The organism is Bisbaumannia salifodinae, from assembly GCF_055388505.1.
The window spans coordinates 1,882,455-1,909,181 of the sequence record NZ_AP043781.1; the positions used below are offsets into that span (position 1 = coordinate 1,882,455).

Genomic DNA, 26,727 nt, shown 5'->3' on the forward strand with positions numbered 1-26,727 from the left:
CAGGCGGGCATTGGCGTAGAATGCCCGCTCACAATATGAAAACGATACCGTGGGCCCATCGGCTTGGGGAAACCAGGGCGTTGCCCACACCTTGGCTGACCGGTCCCGTCTATGGGCCATTGCCGCTTGCCTTGCATCGGCGCCGCCATCGGTATCTATGACTGTATTAGGGCATGGGAATGCGTCCGGTGTAATCCCCGGGCGGTAGCGTGCCTGAACGCCCTGCCACCTGCCAAAGAGGACGGCTTGCTCGATGAGCACTCCAGTACAAGTTCCCAACGGACACGACGACGAAATCGACCTGCGCGACCTGGCGCTGATGCTGATAGAAGGCTGGTACTGGATCGTCGGCACCGTGGTGGTCGCCGTGATTGCCGCCTTCGCCTACCTCACGATTACCACGCCCACCTATGAGACGCGTTTCCGTGCCGTTCCCGCGTCCAGCGCCAACTTCTCTGGTTTCAGCTTGGTTAACGGCTTCTCTATCACGCCTGGAGAGGCGTATAGGGCACTTGGCAATCGGCTCTCCAGCTTCCAGAACTTCGAAGCCTTCGTGAACGCGAATCGTGACCGCTTCGAGTTGGAGGAAGATATCGACTTAGGGCGGGAGTTTAGTAGTCGGCTAAATATTAGCGGGCTGGCAGCTGAGTTGGACGGTAGCGCGATGATGGAAGTTCGTTACAGCTACCCGGAGGGTGAGCAGGGCGAGGCGATTCTGAATGACTATATTCGCGACACCTCCGAGCAAGTGTGGGAAACACTGCGCAGCCGTTTCAACGACTATAACCGTGCGCAGATCGCCAACCTGAACACCCGCCTCGATCTTCAGAAGGAGACCCTGCAGCGTAGTCGTGAGGAGCGCCTCTTTACCTTGGAGCAGGCCATCAATGTGGCCCGGCGACTCGATATCGAGAAGCCCACCACCCCCCAGCAGTTTGGGCGCCAGGCTAGTGGCAACGAAGTGATCTACGCCGATATCAGCAGTGGTGAGGGCTCCCTGCCACTCTACTTTATGGGCTATCAGGCGCTGGAAGCCGACCGCGACACCCTACGCGAGGCTATCGACCAGGGCCTGAGCAATTCAAATATTCGCGAGACCCAGCAGCAGCTCGAGCAGCGTCTGCGGATCGCCGAGCTCCTTTCCAGCGGGCAACTCTACGGTGTGGATGAGGGCGTGGAACCCAATCACACCGAACGAGTGGTGGACGTGGTGGAATATGCCTTCCCGCCGGCTGGGCCGAGCGAGCCGCGTAAGGGGCTAATCCTCGCGCTTTCTCTCGTCCTGGGGGGCATGCTCGGGGTGATGCTGGTGTTCCTCGTCCGTTTTGGCAGAAGCCTTCGGGGCTATAGCCCGACTAAAAGCGCTTAGGGAATCGGTGGTTATATGCTGTTGCCTTTGTGCTGAAATAGAGTTATTGGCGTGATGATGCAGGTTTTTGCGGAGAAATCCATGTTGAGCTTGTGGTGCGTGAGCGCGATCAAGCCTGCCGAGTCATACTGTTAGAAAATTCGAATTGGAAAATATTAATGTTTGAAAACGCTTCCATTTTGGTTACTGGTGGTACAGGATCCTTTGGCCATACTTTTATCCCTATGCTGCTGGAGCGCTATAACCCCAAGCGCGTGATTATCTTTTCCCGCGACGAAATGAAGCAATGGGAGATGGCCAAGAGGTTCGAAGGTGACTCTCGCGTACGCTTCTTTATCGGTGATGTGCGCGATCGGGAGCGGATCTATCGGGCGCTGGATGGGGTCGACTACGTGGTGCATGCTGCAGCGACCAAGATCGTGCCGACCGCCGAGTACAACCCCTTCGAATGCGTCAAGACCAACGTGATGGGCGCCATGAACCTGATCGATGCCTGCATCGACAAGGGCGTGAAGAAGGTGGTGGCGCTCTCCACCGACAAGGCCAGCAGCCCTATTAACCTCTATGGCGCTACCAAGCTAACCTCCGATAAGCTGTTCGTGGCGGGCAATTCTTATGCCGGTGGCCATGATACGCGCTTCGCGGTGGTTCGCTACGGCAACGTCATGGGCTCCCGTGGCTCGGTGATTCCGTTCTTCATGTCGATCCGTGATGAGGGTGTGCTGCCAATCACTGATGAGCGCATGACCCGCTTCATGATCAGTCTGGAGCAGGGCGTGGAGCTTGTGTGGCACGCCTTCGAGGATATGGAAGGCGGCGAGATTTATGTCAAGAAGATCCCCTCCATGAAAGTGACCGACCTGGCCCGGGTCATCGCCCCGGAGGCCAAGCAGGAAGTGGTGGGAATCCGCCCCGGCGAGAAGCTGCATGAGCAGATGATCGGTGCCGAAGACGCCTACTACACCTACGAGTATCCCGAGCACTTCAAAATCCTGCCGGCCATCAACAGCTGGGACAAGGACGCCAACCGAATCAAGGATGGCAAGAAGGTGCCGGAAGGCTTCGTCTACGCTAGCGACAACAACGCCGAGTGGATGTCCGATGCCGATCTGCAGGCCTGGATCGACACCAACTGGGAAAAGATCGGAGCCATCTGATGATTCCCTACGGACGCCAGGATATTCAGCAGGCCGATATCGACGCCGTGCTTGAGGTGCTGCAGTCGGACTTCCTGACCCAGGGCCCGATGGTGCCGCGTTTCGAGCAGGCGGTGGCAGAGAAGGTAGGCGCGCGCCATGCGCTGGCGGTCAACAGCGCCACCTCGGCGTTGCATATCGCCTGCCTGGCGCTAGGCCTGGGGGAGGGCGACTGGCTGTGGACCACGCCGATCACCTTCGTTGCCTCCGCCAACTGCGGGCGTTACTGCGGCGCCCAGGTCGACTTCGTCGATATCGACCCGCGCACCTATAACCTCTCCCCTGAAGCCCTTGAGGCCAAGCTCGAGCGGGCCGAAGTGGAAGGGCGGTTGCCCAAGGTGGTGGTGGCGGTTCATTTGTGCGGCCAACCCTGCGACATGCAGGCGATCCACGCCCTTGGTCAGCGCTATGGCTTCCGGATCATCGAGGATGCTTCCCACGCCATCGGCGGCAAGTACCAGAACGAATACATCGGCAGCGGTCGCTACAGTGACGTCACTGTATTCAGCTTTCACCCCGTGAAGATCATCACCACCGCTGAAGGCGGAATGGCACTGACCAACGACAATGACTTGGCCAGTCGCATGAACTTGCTGCGTAGCCACGGTGTGACGCGCGACCCAACGCTGATGACCTGTGTTCCTGATGGCCCTTGGTACTACCAGCAGGTCGACCTGGGCTTCAACTACCGCATGACCGAGCTGCAGGCCGCGCTGGGGCTTTCCCAGCTCGAGCGCCTGGACAGCTATGTGGCTCGTCGCCATGAGTTGTCGCAGTACTACAGTGAATTACTCAAAGACTTACCGCTAACTTTGCCGTGGCAGCATCCGGACGGCTATTCCGGCCTGCACCTTTATGTGATTCGTATAGTTGGCGATGAGAAAAAGCACAAAGCAGTATTCGAGTCATTGAGAGAGCAGGGTGTTGGTGTGAATCTTCACTATATTCCTGTGCATACGCAGCCATATTATATGAATATGGGGTTCAGTGCGGGGGATTTTCCCGAGGCCGAAGCCTATTACGCTGACGCTATCAGTTTGCCCATGTTTCCGACCATGACTGAAAAGCAGCAAGAAAAGGTTGTGAAAGCATTATGCGTGGCACTTGAGGGTCTATGAGCAGCATTGTTGTTCTCCAGGCACGCACCAGCTCATCTCGCCTGCCAGGCAAGGTATTGCTTCCTGTTAATGGTATGCCCCTTGTCGTACTAGCAGCTCGCCGAGCGGCTAATACTGGTCGTGAGGTGATTGTAGCGACCTCGACAGAGGCTAGTGATGACGTTCTCGTAGATACACTGGGGGATTTTGGTATTGCGTGTTATCGCGGTAGCTTACAGCATGTGCTTGACCGCATGCTGGCTGCTGCCAGAGGCTTTTCTGATGACACGGTTTTTATTCGCCTGACTGCGGATAATGTGTTTCCAGATGGGAAGTTGATTGATGAGGTAGAGGACGAGTTTTTATCTCAGGGGGTGAATTACCTCAGCTGTAGTGGCCTTGATACAGGTTTGCCATATGGCATGAGTGTTGAAGTTACACGTCTCGAGTACTTGCGAGAGGCGGCACATTTCTGCAAGGATATGGCCGATCAGGAACACGTGACCCCTTATGTCATCAGAAAATATGGGGCGAACAGTTTCAAGCGCTATCAACATTTGTGCAAGGGGCATTATCGTTGCACTGTCGATAATTTTGACGACTACCTTAATGTTTGTCGCATCTTTGAAGGTGTTGGTGACCCAATTGGCATAAGCAGTTTTGATCTTATTGAACGCTTGGATGGAGGTGACTTTCAGCCTATCGTATCAGCGCCGGTGTCGGATATGGTGATAGGCGCAGCGCAACTGGGCATGGATTATGGTATTGCCAACTCTCAGGGGGCTCCGGCGGAGAAACTGGCCGCGAGTCTTTTGAAAACGGCCATCGCCAACGGAGTGGCCTATATTGATACAGCACGAGCGTATGGAAATAGCGAAGCAGTGATAGGCTCTTCCCTCTCAGGGGGGTGGAATGGCCGGGCGCGAATAATCACCAAGCTTTCTCCACTGACACAGTGTTCTTCCGAAGCATCAAAAGAAGAGTTGCAAGCACAAGTAGATGCCAGTATCTACCAATCATGCATGTCGCTTGGGAGCTCGTCGCTGGATATCCTCATGCTGCATAGGGCCAGCCACCTGACAATGTGGGGCGGCGTTGTCTGGCAGCATCTTGAAAAACACCAGAAAGAGGGGTTGATTGGGGAGTTGGGCGTATCGGTACAGGTGCCGGAAGAACTGAAAGAGGTGCTTCATAATCCCTCCGTAAAATATCTTCAGTTGCCTTTAAATTTTCTTGATTCCCGCTGGGAAAATACAATTCTTGAAATTGTTCAGGTGAAAGAAAAACGGCCTTTGACAGTTCATATACGAAGCAGTTTGTTACAAGGACTGCTGATCAGTAGGGAACGTGCTCACTGGCTAAGAGCTGGGGTCAGTCACCCCGAAGAGATCTGGAGATGGTTGGATACAGTATTGGCCAGAAGTGGTTGTCAAGATATGGCAGATCTTTGTATTCGCTACGCCCGCTCTTTGCCTTGGGTTGATGGGGTTGTGGTAGGAATGGAGTCTATGGAGCAGCTCCAAAGTAACCTTGAATCTTTTGATAAAGCCTTACTTGATAAGAAGATTATTGCAGAGATTGATTCGTCAAGGCCGGATATCGATAGAAAAACACTGGATCCGGCTCAGTGGAGCAAGGAGTAATCATGGCTCAGGTTTGCACCTCGTTCAGCCTTGCTGGAAAAACTGCCCTTCTAACCGGTGCAACCGGCCATCTTGGTGAACGGATGGCTATGGCGCTGGCCAGTGCTGGTGCTCGAGTTCTGGTAAACAGCCGTTCTTGCCAGCGCGCCGCTTCGCTTGTAGAGCGTCTCGAGGAAAAGGGATATGCGGCAGAGCCTCTGGTATTTGATATCACAGTTCCCGAACAAATCGCTGAAAGCATGGATATGATTCAAGGGCAGGCCCTGCATATCTTGGTTAACAATGCATATGCCGGTGGTGGAGGGACAGTGGAAACGGCTGATGCGTCCGAGTATCAAGATAGCTACGAAATGGTCGTTTCTTCTGCGCATCGTATTTTGCAAGCCTGCCTGCCAGGTTTACGTGAAGCTGTAAGGAAGAATGGTGATGCGTCGGTTATCAATATCGCCTCCATGTATGGCATGGTCAGTCCAGACCCTCGTCTCTATGATTCCGCATCTAGCACTAACCCACCATTTTATGGTGCTGCTAAAGCAGCATTGATACAGTGGAGTCGTTACGCCGCTTGTGAGCTAGGAAAAGATGGCATTCGAGTAAACAGTATCTCGCCGGGCCCTTTTCCTGCAGAAAGCGTAGAAGAGTCAAATCCCATATTTGTTGAGAAGCTGGCATCGCGTGTTCCTCTGGGGAGAACTGGTCGCGCAGAAGAGCTGCAAGGGCCGCTTCTTTTCCTTGCTTCTTCGGCATCCAGTTTTGTCACCGGAAGCAATTTGGTTGTTGATGGTGGGTGGACGGCATGGTGACAAGGGTTGCCTTTCGTGTTGATGCCTCGCTAGAGATTGGCAGCGGCCACGTCATGCGCTGCCTGACCCTTGCCGATGCCTTGCAGGCGCAAGGGGCCGAGTGTCACTTTATTTGCCGGGAGCACTCGGGACACCTCAGCAAGCTGATCGAAACCCGTGGCTTTGCTGTTCATCGTCTGCCGCTAGAGAGAAATGGGCCCGAAACTGGCGCCGAGGTCAGCTCCGAACCTGAGCTGGCTCATGCTCGATGGTTGGGCACGACCTGGGCGCGGGATGCCGCTGCCTGCCGGGCGATCCTGGCTGAACTGGCCCCCGCCTGGTTGGTGGTGGACCATTACGCCTTGGATTATCGCTGGGAAACGGCGGTTCTCACTGGGCTACCAGGGGCAGCGCCGCGCCTGCTGGTGATCGACGATCTGGCAGATCGGCGTCATGTTGCCGATCTGCTGCTGGATCAGAACCTTGGCCGCCAGGCGGAGGACTATCGTGATTTGGTGCCTGAGTCCTGCCGTGTGCTGGCCGGGCCTCACTACGCCCTGCTGCGCCCCGAGTTTCGAAAATGGCGAGAGGCCAGTCTGAGCCGGCGTGCCCGCCAGCCTCGGCTCCAACGTCTATTGATCAACCTCGGGGGCGTGGATAAGGACAATGTCACCGGCCAGGTGCTGGAGGCGCTGAGTGTCTGCGACCTGCCGGGTGATCTGGAAATCACGGTGGTGATGGGGGCCGCCGCCCCCTGGCGAGAGTCGGTCACTACCCAGACCAAGGAGATGCCCTGGTTCACTGAGGTCGTGATCAACGTCAACGATATGGCAAGGCGCATGGCCGAAGCGGACCTCGCCATCGGCGCTGCCGGCAGCACCTCCTGGGAGCGCTGCTGCCTGGGCCTGCCTACCCTGATGGTGGTGCTGGCCGACAACCAGCGCGAGATAGCTCACGCACTCGTAGAGAACGACGCTTCGCTGACGCTGGATCTATCTGAACTGCAGGCGACGCTAGCGACACAGCTGGCCGTGCTGAGCAAGCCCTGCGCGCTGATAGCGATGAGCCAGCAGGCCGCTGTCTTGGTGGATGGCGATGGGCGTGATCGGGTAATCATGGCGCTTGGAAGCATGAGTCAGGAAGAATTGAGATGAAGATTACCCTGCTTTGTACCAATCGTGAGCACCCAGTCAACGATTGGTTAGTTCGATGGCAAGCTCGTCACCAAGGCTTGCATGACATCGTATTGTGCTGTGATCGTGAAGAGCTGCCTGGCGGTGACATTCTTTTTTTGATTTCGTGTAGTCAGATTGTTGATGCCGAAACACGAAATAAGTATATGCATACAATGGTTCTGCATGCCAGTGACTTACCCAAGGGACGGGGCTGGAGTCCTCACATCTGGGCGTTGCTCGCAGGAAATGACACCATTACCGTGAGTCTCCTAACGGCTGAGGACAGTGTTGATACAGGAGAAATTTGGGCAAAACGTAGCTTTTCTGTGCCACCCCATATGCTATATGACGAGATCAATCAACGCCTGTTTGATACGGAGTTGATCTTGATGGATGAGGCTATAACACTAGTTGAGCAAGGCGCTAAGCCGGTCAGTCAAGCTGGTGACGTCGCCCCGAGTTATTACAGAAAGCGAACTCCAGTCGATAGTGAAGTTGATCCAAACTATCCGCTGAGTCAACTGTTTAATACCATTCGTGTTATGGATCCCCAGCGCTTCCCAGCGTACTTCAAGTTACATGGTCATACTTACACGATTGAAATCAAGAAGGTGCCTTCTGATGGGAGAAATTAGTATCGATGGCCGGGTGATTGGTCCGGGCCATACTCCTTATGTTATCGCTGAACTTTCGGCTAACCATAATGGCAAGCTTGAAACGGCAATGCGCATCATCGAGGAAGCCGCCAAGGCTGGTGCAGATGCTATCAAGCTGCAAACCTATCGCCCCGATACCATAACGCTTGATTGCGACCTTCCGGATTTTCAGATTACAGAAGGGCTATGGAAAGGGCGTACCCTTTATGAGCTCTACGAGTGGGCTCATACACCGTGGGAGTGGCACCAGCCACTCTTCGAGCACGCCCGTCAGCTTGGCATCACTATCTTTAGCTCCCCCTTCGACACCACCGCAGTGGACCTGCTTGAAGAGCTTGGCGCCCCGGCCTACAAGATCGCCTCCTTCGAGGCCGTCGACCTGCCGCTGATCGAATACGTGGCCAAAACCGGTAAGCCGATGATCATCTCCACCGGTATGGCTGATGCTGAAGAGATCCAGGAGGCCATCGACGCTGCTCGCGGCGCCGGCTGTGGGCAGCTGGCAATTCTGCACTGCGTCAGTGGCTATCCAGCGCCCCCAGAAGACTACAACCTTTGCACCATACCTGACATGGTCGAGCGCTTCGGCTTGGTTACGGGGCTTTCCGATCATACCATCGATAATACCACGGCCATTACGAGTGTGGCGCTGGGTGCTAGCCTGATCGAGAAGCACTTTACGCTGGACCGTAACGGTGGCGGCCCGGATGACAGCTTCTCACTTGAGCCGGCTGAACTTGCTGCTCTGTGCCGCGACGCCAAGACCGCCTGGCAAGCCCTAGGTCAGATTGACTACGGACGAAAGTCCAGTGAGAAGGGAAATGTACAATTTCGTCGCTCGCTCTACTTTGTCAAGGATTTGAAAGCTGGAGAAGTGATTACTAAGGACGCAGTGAAGAGTGTTAGGCCGGGGTTTGGTGTTGCTCCTAAATATCTCAATGAATTGATTGATCGCAAGCTTAAGTCAGATGTTGTTAAAGGAGACCCTGTGACATGGAAGAATCTGTGTTGAGTATGACTCGATTTTTTGAAGGGGGGGGTGCGAGATGAGTCTTCCTTTGACAGGAAGGGCAAAGCGAGTTTTTATTAGTTTCTCCACTAAGCCTGGCTACACTATAATGAGAGCTATGGCGCGATTTTCTCTCCTTAGAACGTTTGTTTCGTATTCTAAAAGGTTTGTTGAAAATATAAAAAAAGGGAAGGAAGAGAAGCCAAAAAAAATCGATTACAATTATAAAAATGACTGCTTTCGTGATGTTGATGTTGATTCTATAGTGGCTAGTCTTGAAAAAGATGGTGTGGCATTTGGCTTAAAGCTTCCCGATAGTGCTGTAAAATCCATCATGGAATTTTCCGAAAAAGCCCTATGCTATGCAGATCGAGATCCAAGGTTAGGGTTTGATATTAGACGTCGAGAAGCTGCTGAACAAGCCATAGGGAAAAAAATACTAGTGGCGCAATATTACAATACCATGTCAGAGTGTGCCGAAGTAGAGCGCTTGGCCAACAATCCGACCTTGAATGAAATTGCAAGAAGGTATCTAAAATCATCGCCAAGTTTTGTTGGTGCAAACTTGTGGTGGACATTCCCTGTTAATGCATCCGATGAAGAGCGCAGCCGTCATGCGCATTTTTTTCACAGAGATGTAGATGACTTTAAGTTTTTTAAGTTTTTCTTTTATTTGACAGATGTGGCTTCTGAGGATGGCGCACATGTTTGCGTGGTTGGCTCACAAGGAAAACCACCGGTTAGACATCCTTTTGATCGGTGGAATATTCGGCGCTACACCGATGATGAAATTAACCAAAAGTATGCATCAAGCCAAATAAAAGAGATAGTTGGTCAGGCTGGGGACGGTTTTGCAGAAGACACATGGTGCATTCACAAAGGTCAAACTCCTAAAAAGGAGCCGAGGCTTCTACTCCAATTGCAATTCGCATTATTTGATTATGGCGCGATGCATGATCAGCGAGATAAACATTTGCTGAAAACCTGTCATGATAATTCAATATAAATTTCTCTCTTTGGCGAGAATAGGAAAAACATGGAAAGCTAAAGCTTTATATGCACCTCTGTTAGCTGTAGCCATGGGGTTAATGATGGTTAGACCCCTGTTAATGGCGCGCCTTTTCGAACCACAAGAATTTTCTACTTATATTGCTGGGCTTCTTGTCTCAAGCACTTTCTGTGTTCTTGGATGCTTAGGGTTGCAGCCATTACTGCAACGAAGAATGCCCATGGATTTTGTGGCAGGGGAAGAGCACTCAAGCTTCGTATTGTTGTTTCAAAGCATTTTTGTGGCTTTGTTTTTAGCTTTGCTAGGGGTTTCATTGAGTTTCACTGAAGTATCCATTGCAGGACTAAGTGGAAGTTTTTTGGCAGTTAGTATTATTCATGGGCTTTCTCAGCAAATTTTTGTGCTGGCTACAGTTGAAAGTAGAAGCAGGGGGGAAGTGTTACGCTTTTCGTGGCAGAATATAGTTAGAGCAGTACTGGTTGTTGGCGTTGCAGGGGGCTTTGCATGGCATATCAGGTCGCCAAGTTTAACCCTTCTTGTAGAAGCAGTGCTTTCATTGTTTTTAGGGTTTCGAATAGTAGTGGGGGGGATTAAAAGAAGCCCTTATGAATTGTGCTATTTGTTCTTTTTCTCTTTTAAAAAAATATCTAAAGTTCGTTGGGTTGATTCTTTGTTGTTGATGGTTGTGATGCTGGCGGGGTTTTTATTAGCCAATATTGATCGTTGGATGGCCGCAAGTTTTTTAACATCAGAACAGTTTGCCTTGTATGGCTTTGCTTGGGTGTTACTTTCCGCAGCGCAATCAGTTCAAGCAATCGTTAACTCCTCTGTTTATCCTGCACTTGCAAGACGTTACGCAGTTAGTGGTACGTCATCAAGTTTTAGAGTTGCAGCTAAGGTCAGTTTAATATTGTTAGCCGTTGGGTTTGTCTTTTCCATTCCTTTTTACTACATGGCTGTGTCAATAATAAATAAATGGTTTATTGGCTATGAGCCATCTGTAGGGGTGATTCATGTGTTTCTTGCTGTTGCCGCGATACGAGTATCCGATTTTTGGTCGAGTCATTTGATAATTATCGGAAAGGAAAAAGTGGTAGTGTTATTGAATGTTGTTTCTGCTAGCTTGGCTATGGTGACGGTGGCTATTCTTTACCCGTCCGTTTTTATAGGCGAAGTAACCCTTGAAAAACTTTCATATTTGGCGCTATTTCTGACTTCTACCAATTACGTTCTCGTATTTCTTACCTCTGTGAAATTTAGGAAATGAAATTGTCTGCACTCTCTCATCTGCGTAGATTTTTCTTATATCGTTGGTATACGTTCTTTCGGTATTTTATTTCTGGAGTAAGAGTACACCCCTCATCGATATTGAGTGGAAGACTTCATAAGTTTAAGCTTTGTCGGAATGTGAAGATTGGTGCGCGAGCCAATTTGAGGGCTATTTCCTCAGGGGAAGTATATCTTTCTAATTCGGTGTGGCTTGCTAGTGATGTGGAAATGGAAACTTTCAGTAGAATTAATATTGGTGAAGGAACAACAATCCAACGCAGGTCAACAATTAACGGTACCGTTGAGATAGGCAGGAGTTGTATAATAGCACCAAATGTCTTTATTTCCTCAGGGACTCATCCATTTAGAGTCTATCCTGAAAAGACAATTCGGGAGCAAGAGAGGATTATTATTGAAAAGGAAGGAGATCTTTCTTCTTTAGATCGACCGGTGGTGATTGGTGATGATTGTTGGTTAGGAGTGAATGTAGTTATATGCCCGGGTGTTAGTATCGGGAAAGGGGTTGTTGTCGGAGCGAACTCTGTAGTTGTAAACGATATTCCGGATAATACTGTTGTAGCAGGCGTCCCTGCGAAATCGGTAGGAAGTCGATTTACATGATCTCATGTTATCATCAGTGTTTTGCGTTATTCGCTTACTTATAAGAGCGTATAGGTATTTTTGACAAGGCGTCAACTTGGGCGTAAAGATGATAAAGCACTTTATATGTTCTTGGTTGTTCTATTGGTTGTTGGTTTTCCTTATCCCTGCAAGCTCCGTTTATGATTTATGGATGCCAGCTTTTTTTCTCCAGCTTTGTTTTATTTTTCTTGTGCTTATAGGATATAGCTGGTTTTGGTTTGCATCAAATGCTAGGCCACCAGAATGGGGTGCGCGGATACTAGAAAACAGTGAAAAAATGATCTATGTTTCTTTAATTCTATCGGTCATTGGCACTGCTTCTCTTATATACGATAAAATAATTATTCAAAATATTGACTATTCCCAGGGAATTGCGGTTGCTCGCGAAATGTGGCGAAAAGAGGGGGGTCAAAGAGAAGGTGGTGTCTCCTCAATATTCAGCGCACTAGGATATTTGCTGAGTAGTTCTTACTATGTGTCGGCAGTCCTTTTAATTGTTAATGGGAAGAGGTTAATGGCCTCTTTTATCTATAAGGTTTCCTTTTTAATTTTCTTTCTACTTATGGTGAACTCTGTCCTTGCAGGAGGGCGGTCAAACCTCCTGTTGATAATGGTTTTTGTTTTTGGCGCAGTGAGTGCTGTTCCTGGGTGGTCTTATAAAACCATGTTTGCAAGTAAAGCATTGAGAGGTAGCATTTTTGTGCTCTTGGTGATCTCATCCTTTTACTTGTTATATGTTTTTTCTGAAAGGGCTGAAGCTACAGGGATTGATGCTACTTCATACGTGAAAAATTTTCTGCCATACCTTGGGTTGAAGCTAAATCCTTGGTTTTCTGACAAGCTTAATAGTGGCTTGTTATCATCGTTATTTAGTTTGATTGCTCTGGCAATAAGCTACATAACTCATAGTTTTTCAACAGTATCAGCTATTCTAGATCATGGTCCTGGCGATAAGGTAATCATATTTCTCCATCCTGTTAATATTGTTTATAAGCTTGGGCTGATTTCTCGTCCCGATGGCCTGTGGTTCCTTTCGGGGCGATTCCCATCGCTGCCCGGTGCGTTATATTACCAGTTTGGAGTTCTTGGCTTTGTTGTTTTTTCATTATTAATTGGTTTTCTAGGAGGGGTGTCGAAGGTTTTTTATATATTCAAGCCTTGCAGCCTAGTCGCTCTTGGTTTTTATCTGATGATGTATGGGGTTTTAGTGGTTTCTCCATTATTGTTGGTCGTGGACTTTATGAGCTTCCCCTTCGTGATGTTTTCATTTTTTATGATTGGCGCTATGTTCAGAATAAAATGCTGTGTTAAAAGATTGGAAAATAAAGCAAGATAGGAGAGGCTGTGAATATAGGGTTTGTTAACATGTTTGCGTTTCGCCCACATGTTGAGCACTTGATTTATCTTTCTAAGATAATGAAGGATGCGGGCCATAATGTATACTTCCTGACATGTGATGCAGCAGTATCTAACTGCTATGCTCGGGCTATTAAAGGTACTGGGAAGTTCAAGGAGTGTAGTAAGTGTATTGTAGGAGGAGTGCGATCTTACACGGGGGAGAATGTTTCATCTGTGACAAATCAGCCCTCAGATTTGGCCGAAAGTGAGCTTGAACGCTTAGCATTATCGAGTTCGTGTACGCTGGCGCGTACTGAGTCTGACAGGGAGTGGTTTGATCCTGATGTTATACGCATCCGGCATAGTCTGTATTCCCCTATTGGTTCTGTCTATGAAAGCACAAGAAAATGGATAAGGGATAAAAAGCTTGATGGAGTAATCTGTTTTAATGGGCGAATGGACTTAACTAGAGCCGTAACCTATGCATGTGAATCTTCAAGCATTCCTTTTATAACTCATGAGCGTACTTGGTTTGGTGATGGAATTCAGTTGGTTCCGAATGGTAATTGTCTAGGGCTAAAAGCTTTGGGGGAGCTTGTTAAAGAGTATGATGACAAGCCATTAACGGCACCTCAGGCACTCTATGCAGGAAAACTGATCGGAGAGAGATTTCTCCAGCGTAACTCCTTAGAATGGCGATTGTACAACAAAAATCCTGAACCCGCAGCTTGGCCGATTGATGCGCCCGGGAAAAGAGTTTTAGTTGTTCCCAGTAGTAAAAATGAATTCGCTGGGCATGAAGATTGGGAAACAGGTTGGGAAGATAATACAAAAGCACTAGATGACTTCTTTGACGTATTTGATATAAGAGCTGAGCAGGTGGTCTTGAGATGCCACCCAAACTGGTCAGAAAATATTGGGCAGGTGACGGGGGAGCGCTCATTATCTCTATATCAACGGTGGGCAGAAGTTAAGGGTATTTATTTTATTGGTAGTGAAGAAAAGGCAAGTACTTATGATCTAATTCAACAGGCTGATATAGTCATTTTGAATGGGGGAAGCTCTGCCGTCGAAGCAGGTGCTTGTGGTAAACAGGTTGTTAGCCTTGGGCCTGCTCCATACGAGCAAGCCGGCTTTGCTCAAGTGTTTCGGTCTCGGCAGGAGATGGAAGAGAGTGGTCTTCTAGAACTAGATCAAGAATTAATACGGCGTAAAACACTTAGGTTTCTATACGTTCGCTCACATCGTTACCCTCAATTTGTTGACTTTGTGAAAGCAGTTGAGACTACAAAGTATCGCTATTTTGAAGGGGCAAAACCGGATGCTATTGTGGAAATGTTGAAGACGGGAGAGATCCAGCCTGATGATCCGACATATGGAGAGTGTGAAGAGTCTGAGAATGAAGTGGTAGCTTTGCTCAAGTGCCATGATTGGGGGCGCTTGGCAAACCAAGAATCTGTTGCATTGACGGGACCATCGTATGAGGTTTCACGACGGCTTGGTTTTAATTGGGTCGATCGTGTCAGGTCAATGTTTTCTAGAGGAGACCGGGGGTGAGCCACATTTCGTGTCCAAAGGTCTCCGTGATTACGCCTGCTTATAATGCTGAGAATCTGATTTCTAGAACAATAGAGTCTGTAATTGATCAGACATTTTCCGATTGGGAGATGATCGTCGTAGACGACTGCTCTAGTGATTCTACGTCTAAGGTTGTCGAGGCTTGGGCACGGAAAGACTCTCGAATTCAGTTGAAAACTCTTAATAAGAACTTTGGTGGGCCAGCTGGCCCACGGAATATTGGAGTTCAGGCAGCAAGGGGGGATTATATCGCGTTTTTAGATGCAGATGATATTTGGCATCCTAGAAAGCTTGAGGTCCAGATAAAAGTAGCCTTTCAGTGCGAAAGTGATTTTGTTTGCTCGAAAATGAAAGACTTTTCGTCAGAGGATGAGGTGGCGTTCTCTGATGTTGCAAGCTACAACCTAGATAAGATTTCTTTTTTTCAACAAAGTTTTCGTGCGCGCATTCCAACATCAAGTGTGCTTGTGAGGAAGGAGTTGGTAACACTACACCCTTTCAGGGAAGAGATTGCTTATAAGGCAGTGGAAGATTATCACTGCTGGTTGCGCATTCTTGATGAGAAATCTTCCTGTATAAAAATTGGCGTTCCTCTACTCTTTTACAGGAAAGTTGAAGGTCAAATTTCTGGGTCTAAACTTTATATGATGAGAAAAGTGTTCATGGTGCATCGTGAGTACCCAGGGCGCAGCTCCGCAAAAGCCGTTTTTTTTACATTCAGCCATGTTGTCGGTGCTGTTTATTCTAGACTGATTAAGAAAGGGATGTGACGTGAGGATACTAGTAACCGGAGGGGCTGGTTTTTTGGGGTCTCACCTTTGCGAACGATTGCTGAATGAGGGAAATGACGTTCTTTGTGTGGATAATTTCTTCACAGGAAGGAAGAGAAATATCTCTCATCTAATAAGCAACCCCTATTTTGAGATAATGAGGCACGATGTCACCTTTCCTTTATATGTAGAAGTGGATCAGATTTATAACCTTGCATGCCCGGCATCGCCCGTCCACTATCAGCATGATCCTGTGCAAACTACAAAAACCAGCATTCATGGCGCAATTAACATGCTGGGCCTTGCTAAACGCTTAAGAGCTAAGATATTTCAGGCATCGACGAGTGAAGTTTATGGTGATCCTGAGGTGCATCCACAGCCAGAGAGCTATTGGGGTAAAGTGAACCCTATTGGTATTCGTTCTTGTTATGATGAGGGGAAGAGGTGCGCTGAAACGTTGTTTTTTGATTACCATCGTCAACACAATCTTTCTATCAAGGTCGCACGTATTTTTAATACCTACGGACCGCGGATGCATCCTAATGATGGTAGGGTCGTCAGTAACTTTGTTGTGCAAGCGTTGAAAGGTGAAGATATAACGATTTATGGGGAGGGGCAACAAACCCGGAGTTTCTGTTATGTTGATGACCTAATTGATGGATTTATTCGGTTAATGAATTCTCACGATGGTTTTACTGGGCCGGTGAACCTTGGGAATCCGGGAGAGTTTACTATAAAAGAGTTGGCGGAGCGCGTGATTGAGTTGACGGGGTCATCTTCTAAACTGATCTTTCAGCCGCTCCCACAGGATGACCCGAAACAGCGTCAGCCGGACATTCAACTGGCACGTGCCGAACTTGGCTGGGAACCCAGCATTAAGCTGGATGATGGATTACAAAAAACCATAGCCTATTTTGATGATCTGCTTGCAATGAAAAGCCTGGACTGAGTGCCCTCATGAGAAATAAGGTGTTGGTTACCGGTGCTACCGGGTTTGTCGGTCGGGCGTTATGTGCTCGGCTTGTCGCATCTGGTAATGATGTCATTGGCGTAGGGCGCTCCGAAGGTTTAATGGTTCCTTCGGGAGTGGCCTATTATCCTATGGAACTGGAAGTCGATGACCTGAGGGAAATGCTTTCTGGGGATGTGGATTGCGTTATTCATCTTGCGGGGCAGGCGCACGGTAAAGGTGGGAGTGAAAGGCAGGAATTGAACGGATTTCGCTGTGCTAATGTGGATGTATCTCTAAGGCTTGCAAGAGAGGCTATTGGAGGCGGTGTTCGTCGATTTGTATTTGTCAGTACTATCGGTGTGCACGGCACGGTGACACATGGGGAACCGATCACTGAGGATTCCCCTTTTAACCCCGGCTCTCCATATGCTGTTTCGAAAAGGGAGGCGGAAATTAAGCTAACCAAGCTTTTCGAGGAATCTGCATCTTCGGAACTTACTATTGTGCGTCCTCCATTGGTATACGGAGTAAGTGCTCCTGGAAACTTTGGTAGGTTGCTGAGGCTTGCTGATAGTTCGGTTCCATTGCCGTTTGGGTGGTGTTCCAATCGTCGAAATTTAGTGTCACTGGCGGGGCTGGTGAGTTTCCTGGTAGCGTGTATTTATCATCCGCAAGCTGGAGGCCAGTCTTTTGTTGTGGCTGATTCCATTACTGTCTCTACCCAAGACATTGTGGCATCGTTAAGAGCTGGAATAGGACGGTCTAGGCGGCTGGTTCCTGTGCCCCCTGTAGTGATGGCCGCTATTTTGCGGTTGCTTGGGAAGCGCGAAATGTACAATCAGCTTTTCTGTGATCTGGAGATCGATAGTCGGAAGGCTAAAAATCTGCTCGACTGGATGCCTTGTGAGAACACGGTGGAGGAGCTGGAAACAATAGGTAAGCGTTATGTTGATTCGTGCATTTGATGTGGTGTTTGCTTTTTCAGGCTTGACGCTCGGAGCGCCTCTGTTATTGGTTTTGTACGTACTGGGATTACTGGACACAGGATCGCCGCTGTTCGTGCAAGAGCGCGTCGGTTGGAAGAAGAAGCCGTTCAAGCTGGTTAAGTTCCGAACCATGAATGTAGCTGCCAAGTCGGTCGCTACTCACTTGGCAAACGCAGACGAGATTACTCGGTTTGGACACTTTTTGAGGAGAACAAAGCTGGATGAGCTGCCTCAGCTATGGAACGTCCTGAGAGGTGAAATGAGTCTGGTAGGTCCCCGGCCTTGTTTGTTCAGCCAGGATGAGCTGATTGCAGAGCGAGAGCGTAGGGGGGTCTTGGATGCAAGGCCAGGTATTACCGGTCTTGCTCAAGTCAATGAGATTGATATGTCCACACCGCAGTTACTTGCCGAGACTGATCAAAAGATGCTGAATAATCTTACAGTGTCGGCGTACTTTCGCTACATTCTTATGACCGTGTTGGGGAAAGGTAAAGGCGATCGGGTTAATCATGATCATTGATGTATTGTAGCCACTAGAGAGATAAGCTATTCATTAGGTGAAAGGAAATCGAATGAGAATTGCTATTGCCGGTACCGGCTATGTGGGCCTCTCCAACGCCATGCTGCTCGCCCAGCACAACGAGGTGGTGGCACTGGATATCGTCCCCGAGAAGGTGGCGCTGCTCAACGACAAGGTCTCGCCTATCGAGGACGCTGAGATCAGCGACTTCCTGGCCAACCGTGAGCTGAACTTCACCGCCACCCTGGACAAGGAAGCGGCCTATCGCGACGCCGACTTCGTGGTTATCGCGACCCCCACCGACTACGACCCCGAGACCAACTACTTCAATACCACAAGCGTCGAGGCGGTGATCCAGGACGTGATGGCCATCAACCCCGAGGCCGTGATGGTGGTCAAGTCTACCGTGCCAGTGGGTTATACCGCCGAAGCCAGCGAGCGCTTCGGCACCCAGAACCTGGTCTTCTCCCCGGAGTTCCTGCGCGAGGGCAAGGCCCTCTATGACAACCTTTATCCGTCGCGGATCATCGTCGGCGAGCGCTCTCAGCGCGCCGAGACCTTCGCCGGCCTGCTTAAGCAGGGGGCGGTGAAGGAGGAGGTGCCGGCACTCTTCACCCACAGCACCGAGGCCGAGGCCATCAAGCTGTTCGCCAATACCTATCTGGCCATGCGGGTGGCCTACTTCAACGAGCTGGATACCTACGCCGAGACCCACGGCCTGGATACTCGCCAGATCATCGAAGGGGTGGGGCTCGACCCGCGCATCGGCAGCCACTACCACAATCCCAGCTTCGGCTACGGCGGCTACTGCCTGCCCAAGGACACCAAGCAGCTGCTGGCCAACTACCAGGACGTACCCAACAACCTGATCCAGGCCATCGTCGATGCCAATACCACCCGCAAGGACTTTATTGCTAAGTCGGTGCTCGACCGTAGGCCCAAGGTGGTGGGGATCTATCGCCTGATCATGAAGGTCGGTTCTGACAACTTCCGCGCCAGCGCCATGCAGGGGGTGATGAAGCGCATCAAGGCCAAGGGCATCGAGGTGGTGGTCTATGAGCCGGTCTTGAAGGAAGATGAGTTCTTCAACTCGAGGGTGATGCGGGATCTCGAAGCCTTCAAGCGAGAATCGGACCTAATCCTATCCAACCGCATGGTCGCCGAGCTGGATGACGTGGCCGACAAGGTCTATACCCGCGACCTGTTCGGCAGCGACTAAGCCCGGAGGAGCGATCTGATGCAGGCAGTGATCGAGGCCTTTGATGGTCTGCGTCCCGACCCCAAAGACCCGGACCAGGCGGTCAGCTTCGGCACCTCGGGGCACCGCGGTCGCGCCCAGGCCGGCTCCTTCAACCGCGAGCATATCCTGGCCATTACTCAGGCGGTGGTGGACTATCGCCGCCGGATGGGCATCGGCGGCCCGCTGTTCCTGGGCCGGGACAGCCATGCGCTGTCCCGGCCTGCCTGGGAAACGGCGCTGAGGGTGCTGGTGGGCAACGGCGTCGAGGTGCGTATCGAGTGCGCCACGCCCCTGACCGCCACGCCCCTGGTCAGCCATGCCATCCTGCGTCATAACCGCGGCTGTGACGACGCCCTGGCCGATGGCCTGATTATCACGCCGTCGCACAATCCCCCCGAAGATGGCGGCATCAAGTACAACCTGCCCCATGGCGGGCCCGCGGACACCGAGGCCACCGGCTGGATCGAGGACCATGCCAATCGCTTGTTGGCCGAGGGGCTGGCGTCGGTGAGAGAGGTGGACCGGGAGGCCGCCCTGGCCAAGGCAGTGCGCCACGATATGCTGGGCGACTATGTCGAGTCCCTGGGCGAGGCGGTGGATATGGCCGCCATTGCCGCCTCCAACCTGCGGCTGGCCGCCGACCCGATGGGCGGCACGGCCTTGCCGGTGTGGCAGGCCATCGCCGAGTGCTACGGCCTGAATCTCGAGGTGGTCAATACCCGGCTCGACGAGAGTTTTGCCTTTATGCCACCGGACCATGACGGCAAGATCCGCATGGACTGCTCCAGCGCCGCCGCCATGGCTAAGCTGCTGGAGCGCAAGGATGACTTCGACCTGGCCTTCGGCAATGATCCGGATGCCGACCGGCATGGTATCGTCGATGCGGCGGGGCTGATGAACCCCAACCACTACCTGGCGGTGGCCATCGACTATCTGCTTACCCATCGCCCCGAGTGGGGTGAGGCATTGAAGATCGGCAAGACCCTAGTGTCATCGTCGCTGTTCGACCGGGTGGTAGCCGAGTACGGGCGCGAGCTTTACGAGGTTCCCGTGGGCTTCAAGTGGTTCGTCGACGGCCTGCACCAGGGCTGGCTGGCCTTCGGCGGCGAGGAGAGCGCCGGGGCCAGCTTCCTGACCCGCGACGGTCGGTCCTGGTCCACCGACAAGGATGGTATCCTGCTCTGCCTGCTCGCGGCGGAGATGATGGCCGTCACCGGCCAGCGTCCCAGCGAGCGCTATCAGGCGTTGGTGGCTCGCCATGGTGAGCCCCATTACCGTCGGGTGGACACCCCCTGCAGTCGCGAGCAACAACAGGCCTTCAAGGCGCTGGACGTGGGGAAGCTAAGTATTGAGCAAGTCGCCGGCGACCCGGTTCAGCAACTGTTGGCCTCCGCCTCCGGCAACCGGGCGCCCATCGGCGGCGTCAAGGTGACCACTGCCAATGGCTGGTTTGCCGCCCGGCCCAGTGGTACCGAGCCCCTCTACAAGCTCTATGCCGAGAGCTTTCGTGGGAAGATGCATCTGGATGAGTTGATCGAAGACGCGTTGTCATGCCTGGACGAATTGCTAGGCGCTGCATAAGCCTGACGCATTAAATAGGATGTTGTGATGAATCAACCGGGACGCATGCACCGCTCCGTTGCTCAACTGAGCCGTGGCAAGAAGCGGCTGATCATGGTGGGCGCGGATCTGGTCGCCTTGCCGTTGGCCCTGTGGTCGGCCTACGCCCTGCGCTTCGCCGAGTGGTGGCCGGAGCGCTATATCGAGCCCTTCTGGTGGCTATTTCTGGTGGTGTCACCGGTGGGGGTCTTTATCTTCGCCCGGCTGGGGCTCTACCGGGCGGTGGTGCGCTTTATGGGACCCCAGGCGCTATGGGCGGTGGTCAAGGGATCGGTGTTGCTGGCCTTGATGATGTGGGCAGCGGCCTACTTCTACCAGTGGCAGCAGTTCCCGCGTTCGATCCCGGTGAACTTTGCCCTGGTCACCCTGGTGTATGTGGGCGGCACCCGAGTACTGGTGCGTAGCTACTATCAGTGGCTGATCAAGCACTTCACCCATAAGGAAGCCGTGGCCATCTATGGCGCCGGCGGGGCGGGGGCGCAGCTCGCCTTGGCCCTGTCCAATAGCCGCGAGTTCTATATCGCCGCCTTCCTCGATGACGAGTCGAGCCTTTGGGACAGCACCATCAAGGGCATACGGGTGTACAACCCCGAGACCTTCGCGCCGGTGGCCGAGCAGCTCGGCGTTACCCGGGTGCTGCTGGCCATGCCCACCGCCAGCAAGGCCCAGCGCAAGCAGGCCCTGGATAAGCTGGCCGATACCGCCGTCCATGTGCAGACGGTGCCCTCCATGCCGGAGATCGTCTCCGGTGAGGCAAGCGTGGACCAACTGCGCGAGGTGGAGCTGGAGGACCTGCTGGGTCGCGATCCGGTGCCGCCCCGGGAGGAGCTACTCGATGCCAGTATCCGCGGCAAGGTGGTGATGGTCACCGGGGCCGGCGGCTCCATCGGCAGCGAGCTGTGTCGCCAGGTGATGCGGGGCGGGCCCAGGGCCCTGGTGCTCTTCGAGATCAGCGAGTATGGGCTCTATGCCATCGACCAGGAGCTGGAGGCCCTGAAGACGGAGATGAGGGAGAGCTTTCCGATCTATGCCCTGCTGGGCAGCGTCTGCGACCGCAGCCGCGTCGAGGCGGTGATGCGCCGCTATGGGGTGCAGACCCTCTATCATGCGGCGGCCTACAAGCATGTGCCCATCGTCGAGCACAATGTGCTGGAAGGGGTACGCAATAACGTGCATGGTACCCGGGTGGTGGCGGAGAGCGCCGCGGCGCTGGGCGTCGAGCGCTGCGTGCTGATCTCCACCGACAAGGCCGTGCGGCCCACCAATGTGATGGGGGCCACCAAGCGCATGGCCGAGCTGGTACTGCAGGACCTGGCGACCCGCGACGGTGAGACGGTCTTCTCCATGGTGCGTTTCGGTAACGTGCTGGGCTCCAGCGGCTCGGTGGTGCCGCTGTTCCGCCGGCAGATCGCCGAGGGGGGGCCGGTCACGGTGACCCACCCCGAGATTACCCGCTATTTCATGACCATCCCCGAGGCCGCCCTGCTGGTGATCCAGGCCGGCTCCATGGCCGAGGGGGGGGATGTCTTCGTGCTGGATATGGGCGAGCCGGTGAAAATCCACGACCTGGCGCGGCGGATGATCCAGCTCACCGGCCTGGAGGTGAAGGACGACAAGCACCCGGAGGGCGATATCGAGATCGTCTTCAACGGCCTGCGCCCCGGCGAGAAGCTCTACGAGGAGTTATTGATCGGCGACAATGTGATCGGCACCCCGCATCCCAAGATCTTGCGGGCCGAGGAGGAGCGGCTGCCCCGCCAGGTATTGGAGGAACTGCTCGTGGAGCTGCGTCAGGCCGAGCGTGAGCTGGAAAGTGAGCGCGCCTGCGAAGCCCTCAAGCGCGGCGTCAGTGGCTTCCAGCATAGCGGTGAGCTATGCGACCTGCTGGCGTCCCGGCCCCAGGTCACCCTGGTGCCCGGGGTAGAGCATGGCGCCTGATTTCGATCGGTCGCAGTGGTAATATAACGAAGGCGCCTACGGGCGCTTTTGTCGTTTCAGGCCCCGTGTATCCTGAGGCCGAAGTCAGTCCATGAGAAATAAATTAAATGAATAATTTGGGGTGGGGTACCAAGGGATGAGGAGTGTTTTTTCGCGACAGAGTGCGCTGAGGGTCAACGCCTGGGGACTGTTGCTGGTGCTGCTGCTCCTGGTGGCAACCCCGGTGCGCAGCACGGGGGTGATCGCCTTGCTGATGCTCTATGGCATCGGCTACCTGATCGCTCATCGCGAGAGTCTACGCTTGGCGCGGCTTGACTGGTGGGTCGTCCTGCTGCTGAGCGCCTTGTTGATAGGGCGAATCGGCCCCTTCATGGTGGGGGGCTACTCGGCCCGTTACCTGAGTGATGGCCTGCATATGGTCGCCTCGATCCCTATCTATCTGATGCTGCGACATGCCATCAGTGTCGCCGATCTTGGCCAACTGCGTCGCTGGCTCGAGTGGGGCGTCAGTGGCGGCGCTATCGGCGGCATGCTACTGGCGCTCTATCAGACCCAGTGGCTGAATATGGGGCGTGCCGATGGCTTCCTCTACAGCATCAATTTCGGTTATCTCAATGCGATGCTGATGGCGCTGGCTTTGGGGCTGTTGCCGGGTTCCACGCGGCGTTGGGGATTGCTGCTCGCGGCCGTGGCCGTGGCCGCGGTGGTGGCGGTGACGCTCTCGGGAACCCGGGGCGCCATGCTGGCGATCCTGGGCGTCGTTGTACTGTTGCTGTTGCTTAACCTCAGGCGAGTGGGTGTCGTGCGGTCTCTCGGTATCCTGCTGCTGGGTATCATCGGCTTGGTGGGGGCCTACCAGGGGCTGCCCGTCGTGGAACAACGGGTCGATAAAGGAGTGGCCGAGGTCCAGGCGATACTGGATGGCAATCTCCAGGAGCGGGGCTCCTCCACCGGCCACCGTATCCAGCTATGGGTGGCGGCCTGGGAGGCCTTCAAGCAGCGTCCATCGATCGGGCTCAGCTATCCGGAGCGGGAGGCCTTGAACGATGAGCTGGTCGAAGCCGGAGCCGTGATCCCCTGGGTGGATGGGGTTAGCCGGGGACATGCCCATAGCCAGTATTTCGAGATGCTGGCGACCGGCGGGGTGGTGGGCATCATCGCCCTGCTGGGCTATCTGCTGATGCCGGCGCTCTACCATGGCTGGCGATGGCGGCGTCAACCGGACAATGCTTTCGCCCTGGCGGGACTCGGGTTTACGGTGGCGGTGGCCATCTGTGGCCTGACGGAAGTCCTGCTGCAGCAGGAGATGATCGCCGCCTTTTATGCCTATATGCAGGCGGTGCTGGTGGCATTGGGCATCAGTCATGCTCGTGGGAAGGAGGAAGAAATCCGTGTTCCAACGCCTTGAGTCTTTCCTGATCAGGCAGCCATAGTCGCCATGCTCTACTTCTTGATCATGGGTGGCCTGCTCTTCTCGGTGCTGTTCAGCGTCGGCTGGATGCTGTATCGCGCCGGCCGCTGGGCCTTCGGCAGGCGGGCGCCACGCCGGAGCACGGCAAAGCCGCGACCCCGTGCCACCGCCGGGACGAAACGTGCCGCGGCAAAAGATAAAAGGCCCCGGCCAGCCAGGCCGCCTGGGGCACTGGCCCGGTTCCTAGCGCGCCTGGGCTCGGTCTGGGCGCTGACCCTACTGGCACTGCTGCTCTACGGCGGCTTCAAGCTGGCCGAGCATGGCATGGAGGCGAGTCCCAGGACGCCGCCAGCGGGCTTTTATGGCCTGGTAATCTCGCTCGGCTGGCTGGCACTGGGGCTGGTGACCCTGAGCCTTCTGGTGGTGGCCGCACGCTGGCGCTGTCGTGGTGATGATTCACGCTAGCCGGGCCCGGCACTTCGCTGTCTTCGAACGGTCATCCCGCACTGGTACTCCTGACACCCTCGGTCTCAGGAGGCAAGCGTATGAAGATCACTGTGTTTGGCAGCGGTTATGTGGGCCTGGTAACGGCGGCCTGCCTGGCGGACGTGGGGCACGAGGTGCTGTGCATGGACGTGGACAAGGCACGGATCGCCCGGCTGCGCGATGGCGAGGTGCCCATCCATGAGCCGGGCCTGGAGCCGATGATTCGGGCCAATCTCGAGGCGCGGCGGCTGGCTTTTACCCGGGATCTGGATGCCGCCGTGAGTTTCGGGCTCTTGCAATTTATTGCCGTGGGTACCCCCTCTGGTCCCGATGGCGGCGCCGATCTGAGCCAGGTACTGGCGGTGGCGCAGGGCATCGGCGAGCGTATGACCGATTATAAGGTGGTGATCAACAAGTCGACGGTGCCGGTCGGCAGCGCCGATCGCGTTGCCGCGACGATTGGTGCGGCCCTCGAGGCCCGGGGCGAGGCCATCGATTTCGATGTCTGCTCGAACCCGGAGTTTCTCAAGGAGGGCGCGGCCATCGAGGACTTCACCCATGCGGCGCGGATCGTGGTGGGGACCGATTCGCCAAGGGTCGAGGCCCTGATGCGCGAGTGCTATGCCCCCTATATTCGCCTGCAGGAGAAGCTGATATTCATGGGGGTGAGGGACGCCGAGCTGACCAAGTATGCCGCCAACGCCATGCTGGCCACCAAGATTAGCTTCATCAACGAGATCGCCAGTCTCGCCGAGCGTCTGGGGGCCGATGTGGAACAGGTGCGTCGCGGGATCGGCAGCGATCCTCGCATCGGCTATCACTTCATCTATCCGGGGTGTGGTTATGGCGGCTCCTGTTTTCCCAAGGACGTGAAGGCCCTGATCCATACCGCCGAGGGCGTCGATTACCCGGCGCGGCTGCTCCAGGCGGTGGAGGCGGTGAATCACCGTCAGAAACAGACGCTGTGCGCCAAGCTCTCGCAGGCCCTCGGTGGGGATCTGGCGGGCAAGACCATCGCCCTCTGGGGGCTGGCCTTCAAGCCCAATACCGACGATATGCGCGAGGCGCCCAGCCGTACCCTGATGGAGGCGCTGTGGGCGGCCGGCGCCCGGGTGCGGGCCTATGACCCGGTGGCCATGCCGGAGTGTCGACGCCTCTACGGCGAACGCGATGACCTGGCCCTGGTGGCCGACCGTGGCCAGGCGGTGGCGGGGGCCGATGCCCTGGTGATCTGCACGGAGTGGAAGGAGTTTCGCACCCTCGACAGGGATTGGTTGAAGGCGCGGCTCAGGCTGCCGGTGGTGATCGACGGACGCAATCTCTACGATCCCGGATCGATGCATGCCGCCGGCCTGCTGTATCATGCCGTGGGGCGCGGGGTGCCCGGCGGCGCCCCCGAGCAAGGGATAATCACCGGAGCGGATAAGCGGCGTGACAAGACTGGGATGGGGACTGCGACTGCGGAATCGGTTGCGTATTGATGCGCATAACCGGGTCGAGATCGCTCGGGACGCGCGGATTCGTGACTGTCGAATTCACATCAAGGGGCGGGGGAATACCCTGAGCATTGCTCCGGGCGCCAACCTCAGGGGTGTCCTGCTGGAGCTCCGGGGCGATGACAACCACCTCTCGATAGGAGAAGGCACCGTGATCGGCGGCGACTGCTATCTCAGTGCCCGGGGGCAAGGTATCCAACTGATCATCGGTGCCGATGGCATGCTCTCCCGCAATGTGAAGGTCATGACCGGGGATGGCCACGATATCCTCGAGGGAGATCACTGCATCAACGCGCCCCGTTCGATCCATATCGACGACCATGTCTGGCTGGCCGATGAGGCCACGGTTCTCAAGGGTGTCAGCATCGGGCGTGACGCCGTGGTGGGGCTGGGGAGTATCGTCACTCGTGACGTTCCGGCGGGAGCCATAGTGGCGGGTAACCCGGCGCGGGTGATTCGCGAAGGCATCCATTGGGTGCGCTGAGACGGTAATCCAAGGTATTTACCCAAGGGCCTGGTATTTGCCGGGCCCTTGGCGTTTCTGG

At 54.0% G+C, this 26,727-nt stretch carries 24 protein-coding genes; all 24 read left to right on the plus strand.

Annotated features, from left to right (window positions below; genetic code table 11):
- Nucleotides 1-253: 253 nt before the first annotated feature.
- The 24 genes from ACZ5EF_RS08500 to ACZ5EF_RS08615 all read left to right on the plus strand — a co-directional run bounded on the left by ACZ5EF_RS08500 (nt 254) and on the right by ACZ5EF_RS08615 (nt 26,666).
- On the plus strand, nt 254-1,369 hold the full coding sequence (locus ACZ5EF_RS08500) for a Wzz/FepE/Etk N-terminal domain-containing protein (RefSeq protein WP_346060536.1): 1,116 nt from the start codon (nt 254-256) through the stop codon (nt 1,367-1,369).
- Nucleotides 1,370-1,527: 158 nt separating this feature from the next.
- Nucleotides 1,528-2,526, plus strand: a complete 999-nt coding sequence (gene pseB / locus ACZ5EF_RS08505; protein WP_346060535.1) for a UDP-N-acetylglucosamine 4,6-dehydratase (inverting) — start codon at nt 1,528-1,530, stop codon at nt 2,524-2,526.
- Nucleotides 2,526-3,683: a UDP-4-amino-4,6-dideoxy-N-acetyl-beta-L-altrosamine transaminase gene (pseC, locus tag ACZ5EF_RS08510; RefSeq protein ID WP_346060534.1), complete on the plus strand. Its 1,158-nt coding sequence runs from the start codon at nt 2,526-2,528 to the stop codon at nt 3,681-3,683. Before pseB ends, pseC begins: the two co-directional genes overlap by 1 nt.
- Complete coding sequence (locus ACZ5EF_RS08515) at nt 3,680-5,305, plus strand: aldo/keto reductase (RefSeq protein ID WP_346060533.1); 1,626 nt, start codon at nt 3,680-3,682, stop codon at nt 5,303-5,305. Before pseC ends, ACZ5EF_RS08515 begins: the two co-directional genes overlap by 4 nt.
- Before the next feature lie 2 nt (nt 5,306-5,307).
- Nucleotides 5,308-6,108 carry an SDR family NAD(P)-dependent oxidoreductase gene (locus ACZ5EF_RS08520; protein ID WP_346060532.1) on the plus strand — a complete coding sequence of 267 codons (801 nt, stop codon included), beginning with the start codon at nt 5,308-5,310 and terminating at the stop codon, nt 6,106-6,108.
- Nucleotides 6,102-7,241, plus strand: a complete 1,140-nt coding sequence (gene pseG / locus ACZ5EF_RS08525) for a UDP-2,4-diacetamido-2,4,6-trideoxy-beta-L-altropyranose hydrolase (protein ID WP_346060531.1) — start codon at nt 6,102-6,104, stop codon at nt 7,239-7,241. The genes ACZ5EF_RS08520 and pseG overlap by 7 nt, the downstream gene beginning before the upstream one ends.
- Nucleotides 7,238-7,897: a formyltransferase family protein gene (locus ACZ5EF_RS08530; protein ID WP_346060530.1), complete on the plus strand. Its 660-nt coding sequence runs from the start codon at nt 7,238-7,240 to the stop codon at nt 7,895-7,897. The genes pseG and ACZ5EF_RS08530 overlap by 4 nt, the downstream gene beginning before the upstream one ends.
- Complete coding sequence (pseI, locus tag ACZ5EF_RS08535) at nt 7,884-8,930, plus strand: pseudaminic acid synthase (protein ID WP_346060529.1); 1,047 nt, start codon at nt 7,884-7,886, stop codon at nt 8,928-8,930. Before ACZ5EF_RS08530 ends, pseI begins: the two co-directional genes overlap by 14 nt.
- A 115-nt stretch (nt 8,931-9,045) precedes the next feature.
- Complete coding sequence (locus ACZ5EF_RS08540; protein WP_346060528.1) at nt 9,046-9,933, plus strand: phytanoyl-CoA dioxygenase family protein; 888 nt, start codon at nt 9,046-9,048, stop codon at nt 9,931-9,933.
- Nucleotides 9,917-11,203 (plus strand): lipopolysaccharide biosynthesis protein, encoded by a 1,287-nt coding sequence (locus ACZ5EF_RS08545; RefSeq protein ID WP_346060527.1) that lies wholly within the window; start codon nt 9,917-9,919, stop codon nt 11,201-11,203. Before ACZ5EF_RS08540 ends, ACZ5EF_RS08545 begins: the two co-directional genes overlap by 17 nt.
- A 230-nt stretch (nt 11,204-11,433) precedes the next feature.
- Nucleotides 11,434-11,826, plus strand: coding sequence for an acyltransferase (locus ACZ5EF_RS08550; protein ID WP_464123279.1), 393 nt, complete (start codon nt 11,434-11,436; stop codon nt 11,824-11,826).
- A gap of 76 nt (nt 11,827-11,902) precedes the next feature.
- A complete protein-coding gene (locus ACZ5EF_RS08555; RefSeq protein ID WP_464123280.1) occupies nt 11,903-13,183 on the plus strand; it encodes an O-antigen polymerase in 1,281 nt (426 codons plus the stop codon).
- Between the two features lie 236 nt (nt 13,184-13,419).
- Entirely contained in the window at nt 13,420-14,742 is a 1,323-nt protein-coding gene (locus tag ACZ5EF_RS08560) for a hypothetical protein (RefSeq protein ID WP_346060524.1), read from the plus strand.
- Nucleotides 14,739-15,533 carry a glycosyltransferase family 2 protein gene (locus ACZ5EF_RS08565; protein WP_346060523.1) on the plus strand — a complete coding sequence of 265 codons (795 nt, stop codon included), beginning with the start codon at nt 14,739-14,741 and terminating at the stop codon, nt 15,531-15,533. The genes ACZ5EF_RS08560 and ACZ5EF_RS08565 overlap by 4 nt, the downstream gene beginning before the upstream one ends.
- Before the next feature lies 1 nt (nt 15,534).
- Nucleotides 15,535-16,482: a UDP-glucuronic acid decarboxylase family protein gene (locus ACZ5EF_RS08570; RefSeq protein ID WP_346060522.1), complete on the plus strand. Its 948-nt coding sequence runs from the start codon at nt 15,535-15,537 to the stop codon at nt 16,480-16,482.
- Between the two features lie 8 nt (nt 16,483-16,490).
- The gene (locus ACZ5EF_RS08575; protein WP_346060521.1) at nt 16,491-17,450 is read left to right on the plus strand and encodes an NAD-dependent epimerase/dehydratase family protein; all 960 of its coding nucleotides are present in this window, start codon (nt 16,491-16,493) and stop codon (nt 17,448-17,450) included.
- Entirely contained in the window at nt 17,431-17,991 is a 561-nt protein-coding gene (locus ACZ5EF_RS08580) for a sugar transferase (protein ID WP_346060520.1), read from the plus strand. The genes ACZ5EF_RS08575 and ACZ5EF_RS08580 overlap by 20 nt, the downstream gene beginning before the upstream one ends.
- Before the next feature lie 52 nt (nt 17,992-18,043).
- The gene (locus ACZ5EF_RS08585) at nt 18,044-19,210 is read left to right on the plus strand and encodes a nucleotide sugar dehydrogenase (protein ID WP_346060519.1); all 1,167 of its coding nucleotides are present in this window, start codon (nt 18,044-18,046) and stop codon (nt 19,208-19,210) included.
- A gap of 18 nt (nt 19,211-19,228) precedes the next feature.
- Nucleotides 19,229-20,812 (plus strand): phosphohexomutase domain-containing protein, encoded by a 1,584-nt coding sequence (locus tag ACZ5EF_RS08590; protein ID WP_346060518.1) that lies wholly within the window; start codon nt 19,229-19,231, stop codon nt 20,810-20,812.
- 27 nt (nt 20,813-20,839) lie between these two features.
- Nucleotides 20,840-22,789, plus strand: coding sequence for a polysaccharide biosynthesis protein (locus tag ACZ5EF_RS08595; RefSeq protein ID WP_346060517.1), 1,950 nt, complete (start codon nt 20,840-20,842; stop codon nt 22,787-22,789).
- 136 nt (nt 22,790-22,925) lie between these two features.
- Nucleotides 22,926-24,197 carry an O-antigen ligase family protein gene (locus ACZ5EF_RS08600; protein WP_346060516.1) on the plus strand — a complete coding sequence of 424 codons (1,272 nt, stop codon included), beginning with the start codon at nt 22,926-22,928 and terminating at the stop codon, nt 24,195-24,197.
- Nucleotides 24,198-24,227: 30 nt separating this feature from the next.
- Nucleotides 24,228-24,665, plus strand: coding sequence for a hypothetical protein (locus ACZ5EF_RS08605; RefSeq protein WP_346060515.1), 438 nt, complete (start codon nt 24,228-24,230; stop codon nt 24,663-24,665).
- Nucleotides 24,666-24,745: 80 nt separating this feature from the next.
- Complete coding sequence (locus ACZ5EF_RS08610; protein ID WP_346060514.1) at nt 24,746-26,167, plus strand: UDP-glucose dehydrogenase family protein; 1,422 nt, start codon at nt 24,746-24,748, stop codon at nt 26,165-26,167.
- The gene (locus tag ACZ5EF_RS08615) at nt 26,157-26,666 is read left to right on the plus strand and encodes an acyltransferase (RefSeq protein WP_346060513.1); all 510 of its coding nucleotides are present in this window, start codon (nt 26,157-26,159) and stop codon (nt 26,664-26,666) included. The genes ACZ5EF_RS08610 and ACZ5EF_RS08615 overlap by 11 nt, the downstream gene beginning before the upstream one ends.
- Nucleotides 26,667-26,727 lie beyond the last annotated feature (61 nt).

Excerpts from the sequence above, each read along its gene's own strand:
- ACZ5EF_RS08500 (WP_346060536.1), top strand. The coding sequence starts at position 254 with ATGAGCACTCCAGTACAAGTTCCCAACGGACACGACGACGAAATCGAC.
- pseB (WP_346060535.1), top strand. The coding sequence starts at position 1,528 with ATGTTTGAAAACGCTTCCATTTTGGTTACTGGTGGTACAGGATCCTTT.
- pseC (WP_346060534.1), top strand. The coding sequence starts at position 2,526 with ATGATTCCCTACGGACGCCAGGATATTCAGCAGGCCGATATCGACGCC.
- ACZ5EF_RS08515 (WP_346060533.1), top strand. The coding sequence starts at position 3,680 with ATGAGCAGCATTGTTGTTCTCCAGGCACGCACCAGCTCATCTCGCCTG.
- ACZ5EF_RS08520 (WP_346060532.1), top strand. The coding sequence starts at position 5,308 with ATGGCTCAGGTTTGCACCTCGTTCAGCCTTGCTGGAAAAACTGCCCTT.
- pseG (WP_346060531.1), top strand. The coding sequence starts at position 6,102 with ATGGTGACAAGGGTTGCCTTTCGTGTTGATGCCTCGCTAGAGATTGGC.
- ACZ5EF_RS08530 (WP_346060530.1), top strand. The coding sequence starts at position 7,238 with ATGAAGATTACCCTGCTTTGTACCAATCGTGAGCACCCAGTCAACGAT.
- pseI (WP_346060529.1), top strand. The coding sequence starts at position 7,884 with ATGGGAGAAATTAGTATCGATGGCCGGGTGATTGGTCCGGGCCATACT.
- ACZ5EF_RS08540 (WP_346060528.1), top strand. The coding sequence starts at position 9,046 with ATGGCGCGATTTTCTCTCCTTAGAACGTTTGTTTCGTATTCTAAAAGG.
- ACZ5EF_RS08545 (WP_346060527.1), top strand. The coding sequence starts at position 9,917 with ATGATAATTCAATATAAATTTCTCTCTTTGGCGAGAATAGGAAAAACA.
- ACZ5EF_RS08550 (WP_464123279.1), top strand. The coding sequence starts at position 11,434 with ATGGAAACTTTCAGTAGAATTAATATTGGTGAAGGAACAACAATCCAA.
- ACZ5EF_RS08575 (WP_346060521.1), top strand. The coding sequence starts at position 16,491 with ATGAGAAATAAGGTGTTGGTTACCGGTGCTACCGGGTTTGTCGGTCGG.
- ACZ5EF_RS08580 (WP_346060520.1), top strand. The coding sequence starts at position 17,431 with ATGTTGATTCGTGCATTTGATGTGGTGTTTGCTTTTTCAGGCTTGACG.
- ACZ5EF_RS08585 (WP_346060519.1), top strand. The coding sequence starts at position 18,044 with ATGAGAATTGCTATTGCCGGTACCGGCTATGTGGGCCTCTCCAACGCC.
- ACZ5EF_RS08590 (WP_346060518.1), top strand. The coding sequence starts at position 19,229 with ATGCAGGCAGTGATCGAGGCCTTTGATGGTCTGCGTCCCGACCCCAAA.
- ACZ5EF_RS08595 (WP_346060517.1), top strand. The coding sequence starts at position 20,840 with ATGAATCAACCGGGACGCATGCACCGCTCCGTTGCTCAACTGAGCCGT.
- ACZ5EF_RS08600 (WP_346060516.1), top strand. The coding sequence starts at position 22,926 with ATGAGGAGTGTTTTTTCGCGACAGAGTGCGCTGAGGGTCAACGCCTGG.
- ACZ5EF_RS08605 (WP_346060515.1), top strand. The coding sequence starts at position 24,228 with ATGCTCTACTTCTTGATCATGGGTGGCCTGCTCTTCTCGGTGCTGTTC.
- ACZ5EF_RS08610 (WP_346060514.1), top strand. The coding sequence starts at position 24,746 with ATGAAGATCACTGTGTTTGGCAGCGGTTATGTGGGCCTGGTAACGGCG.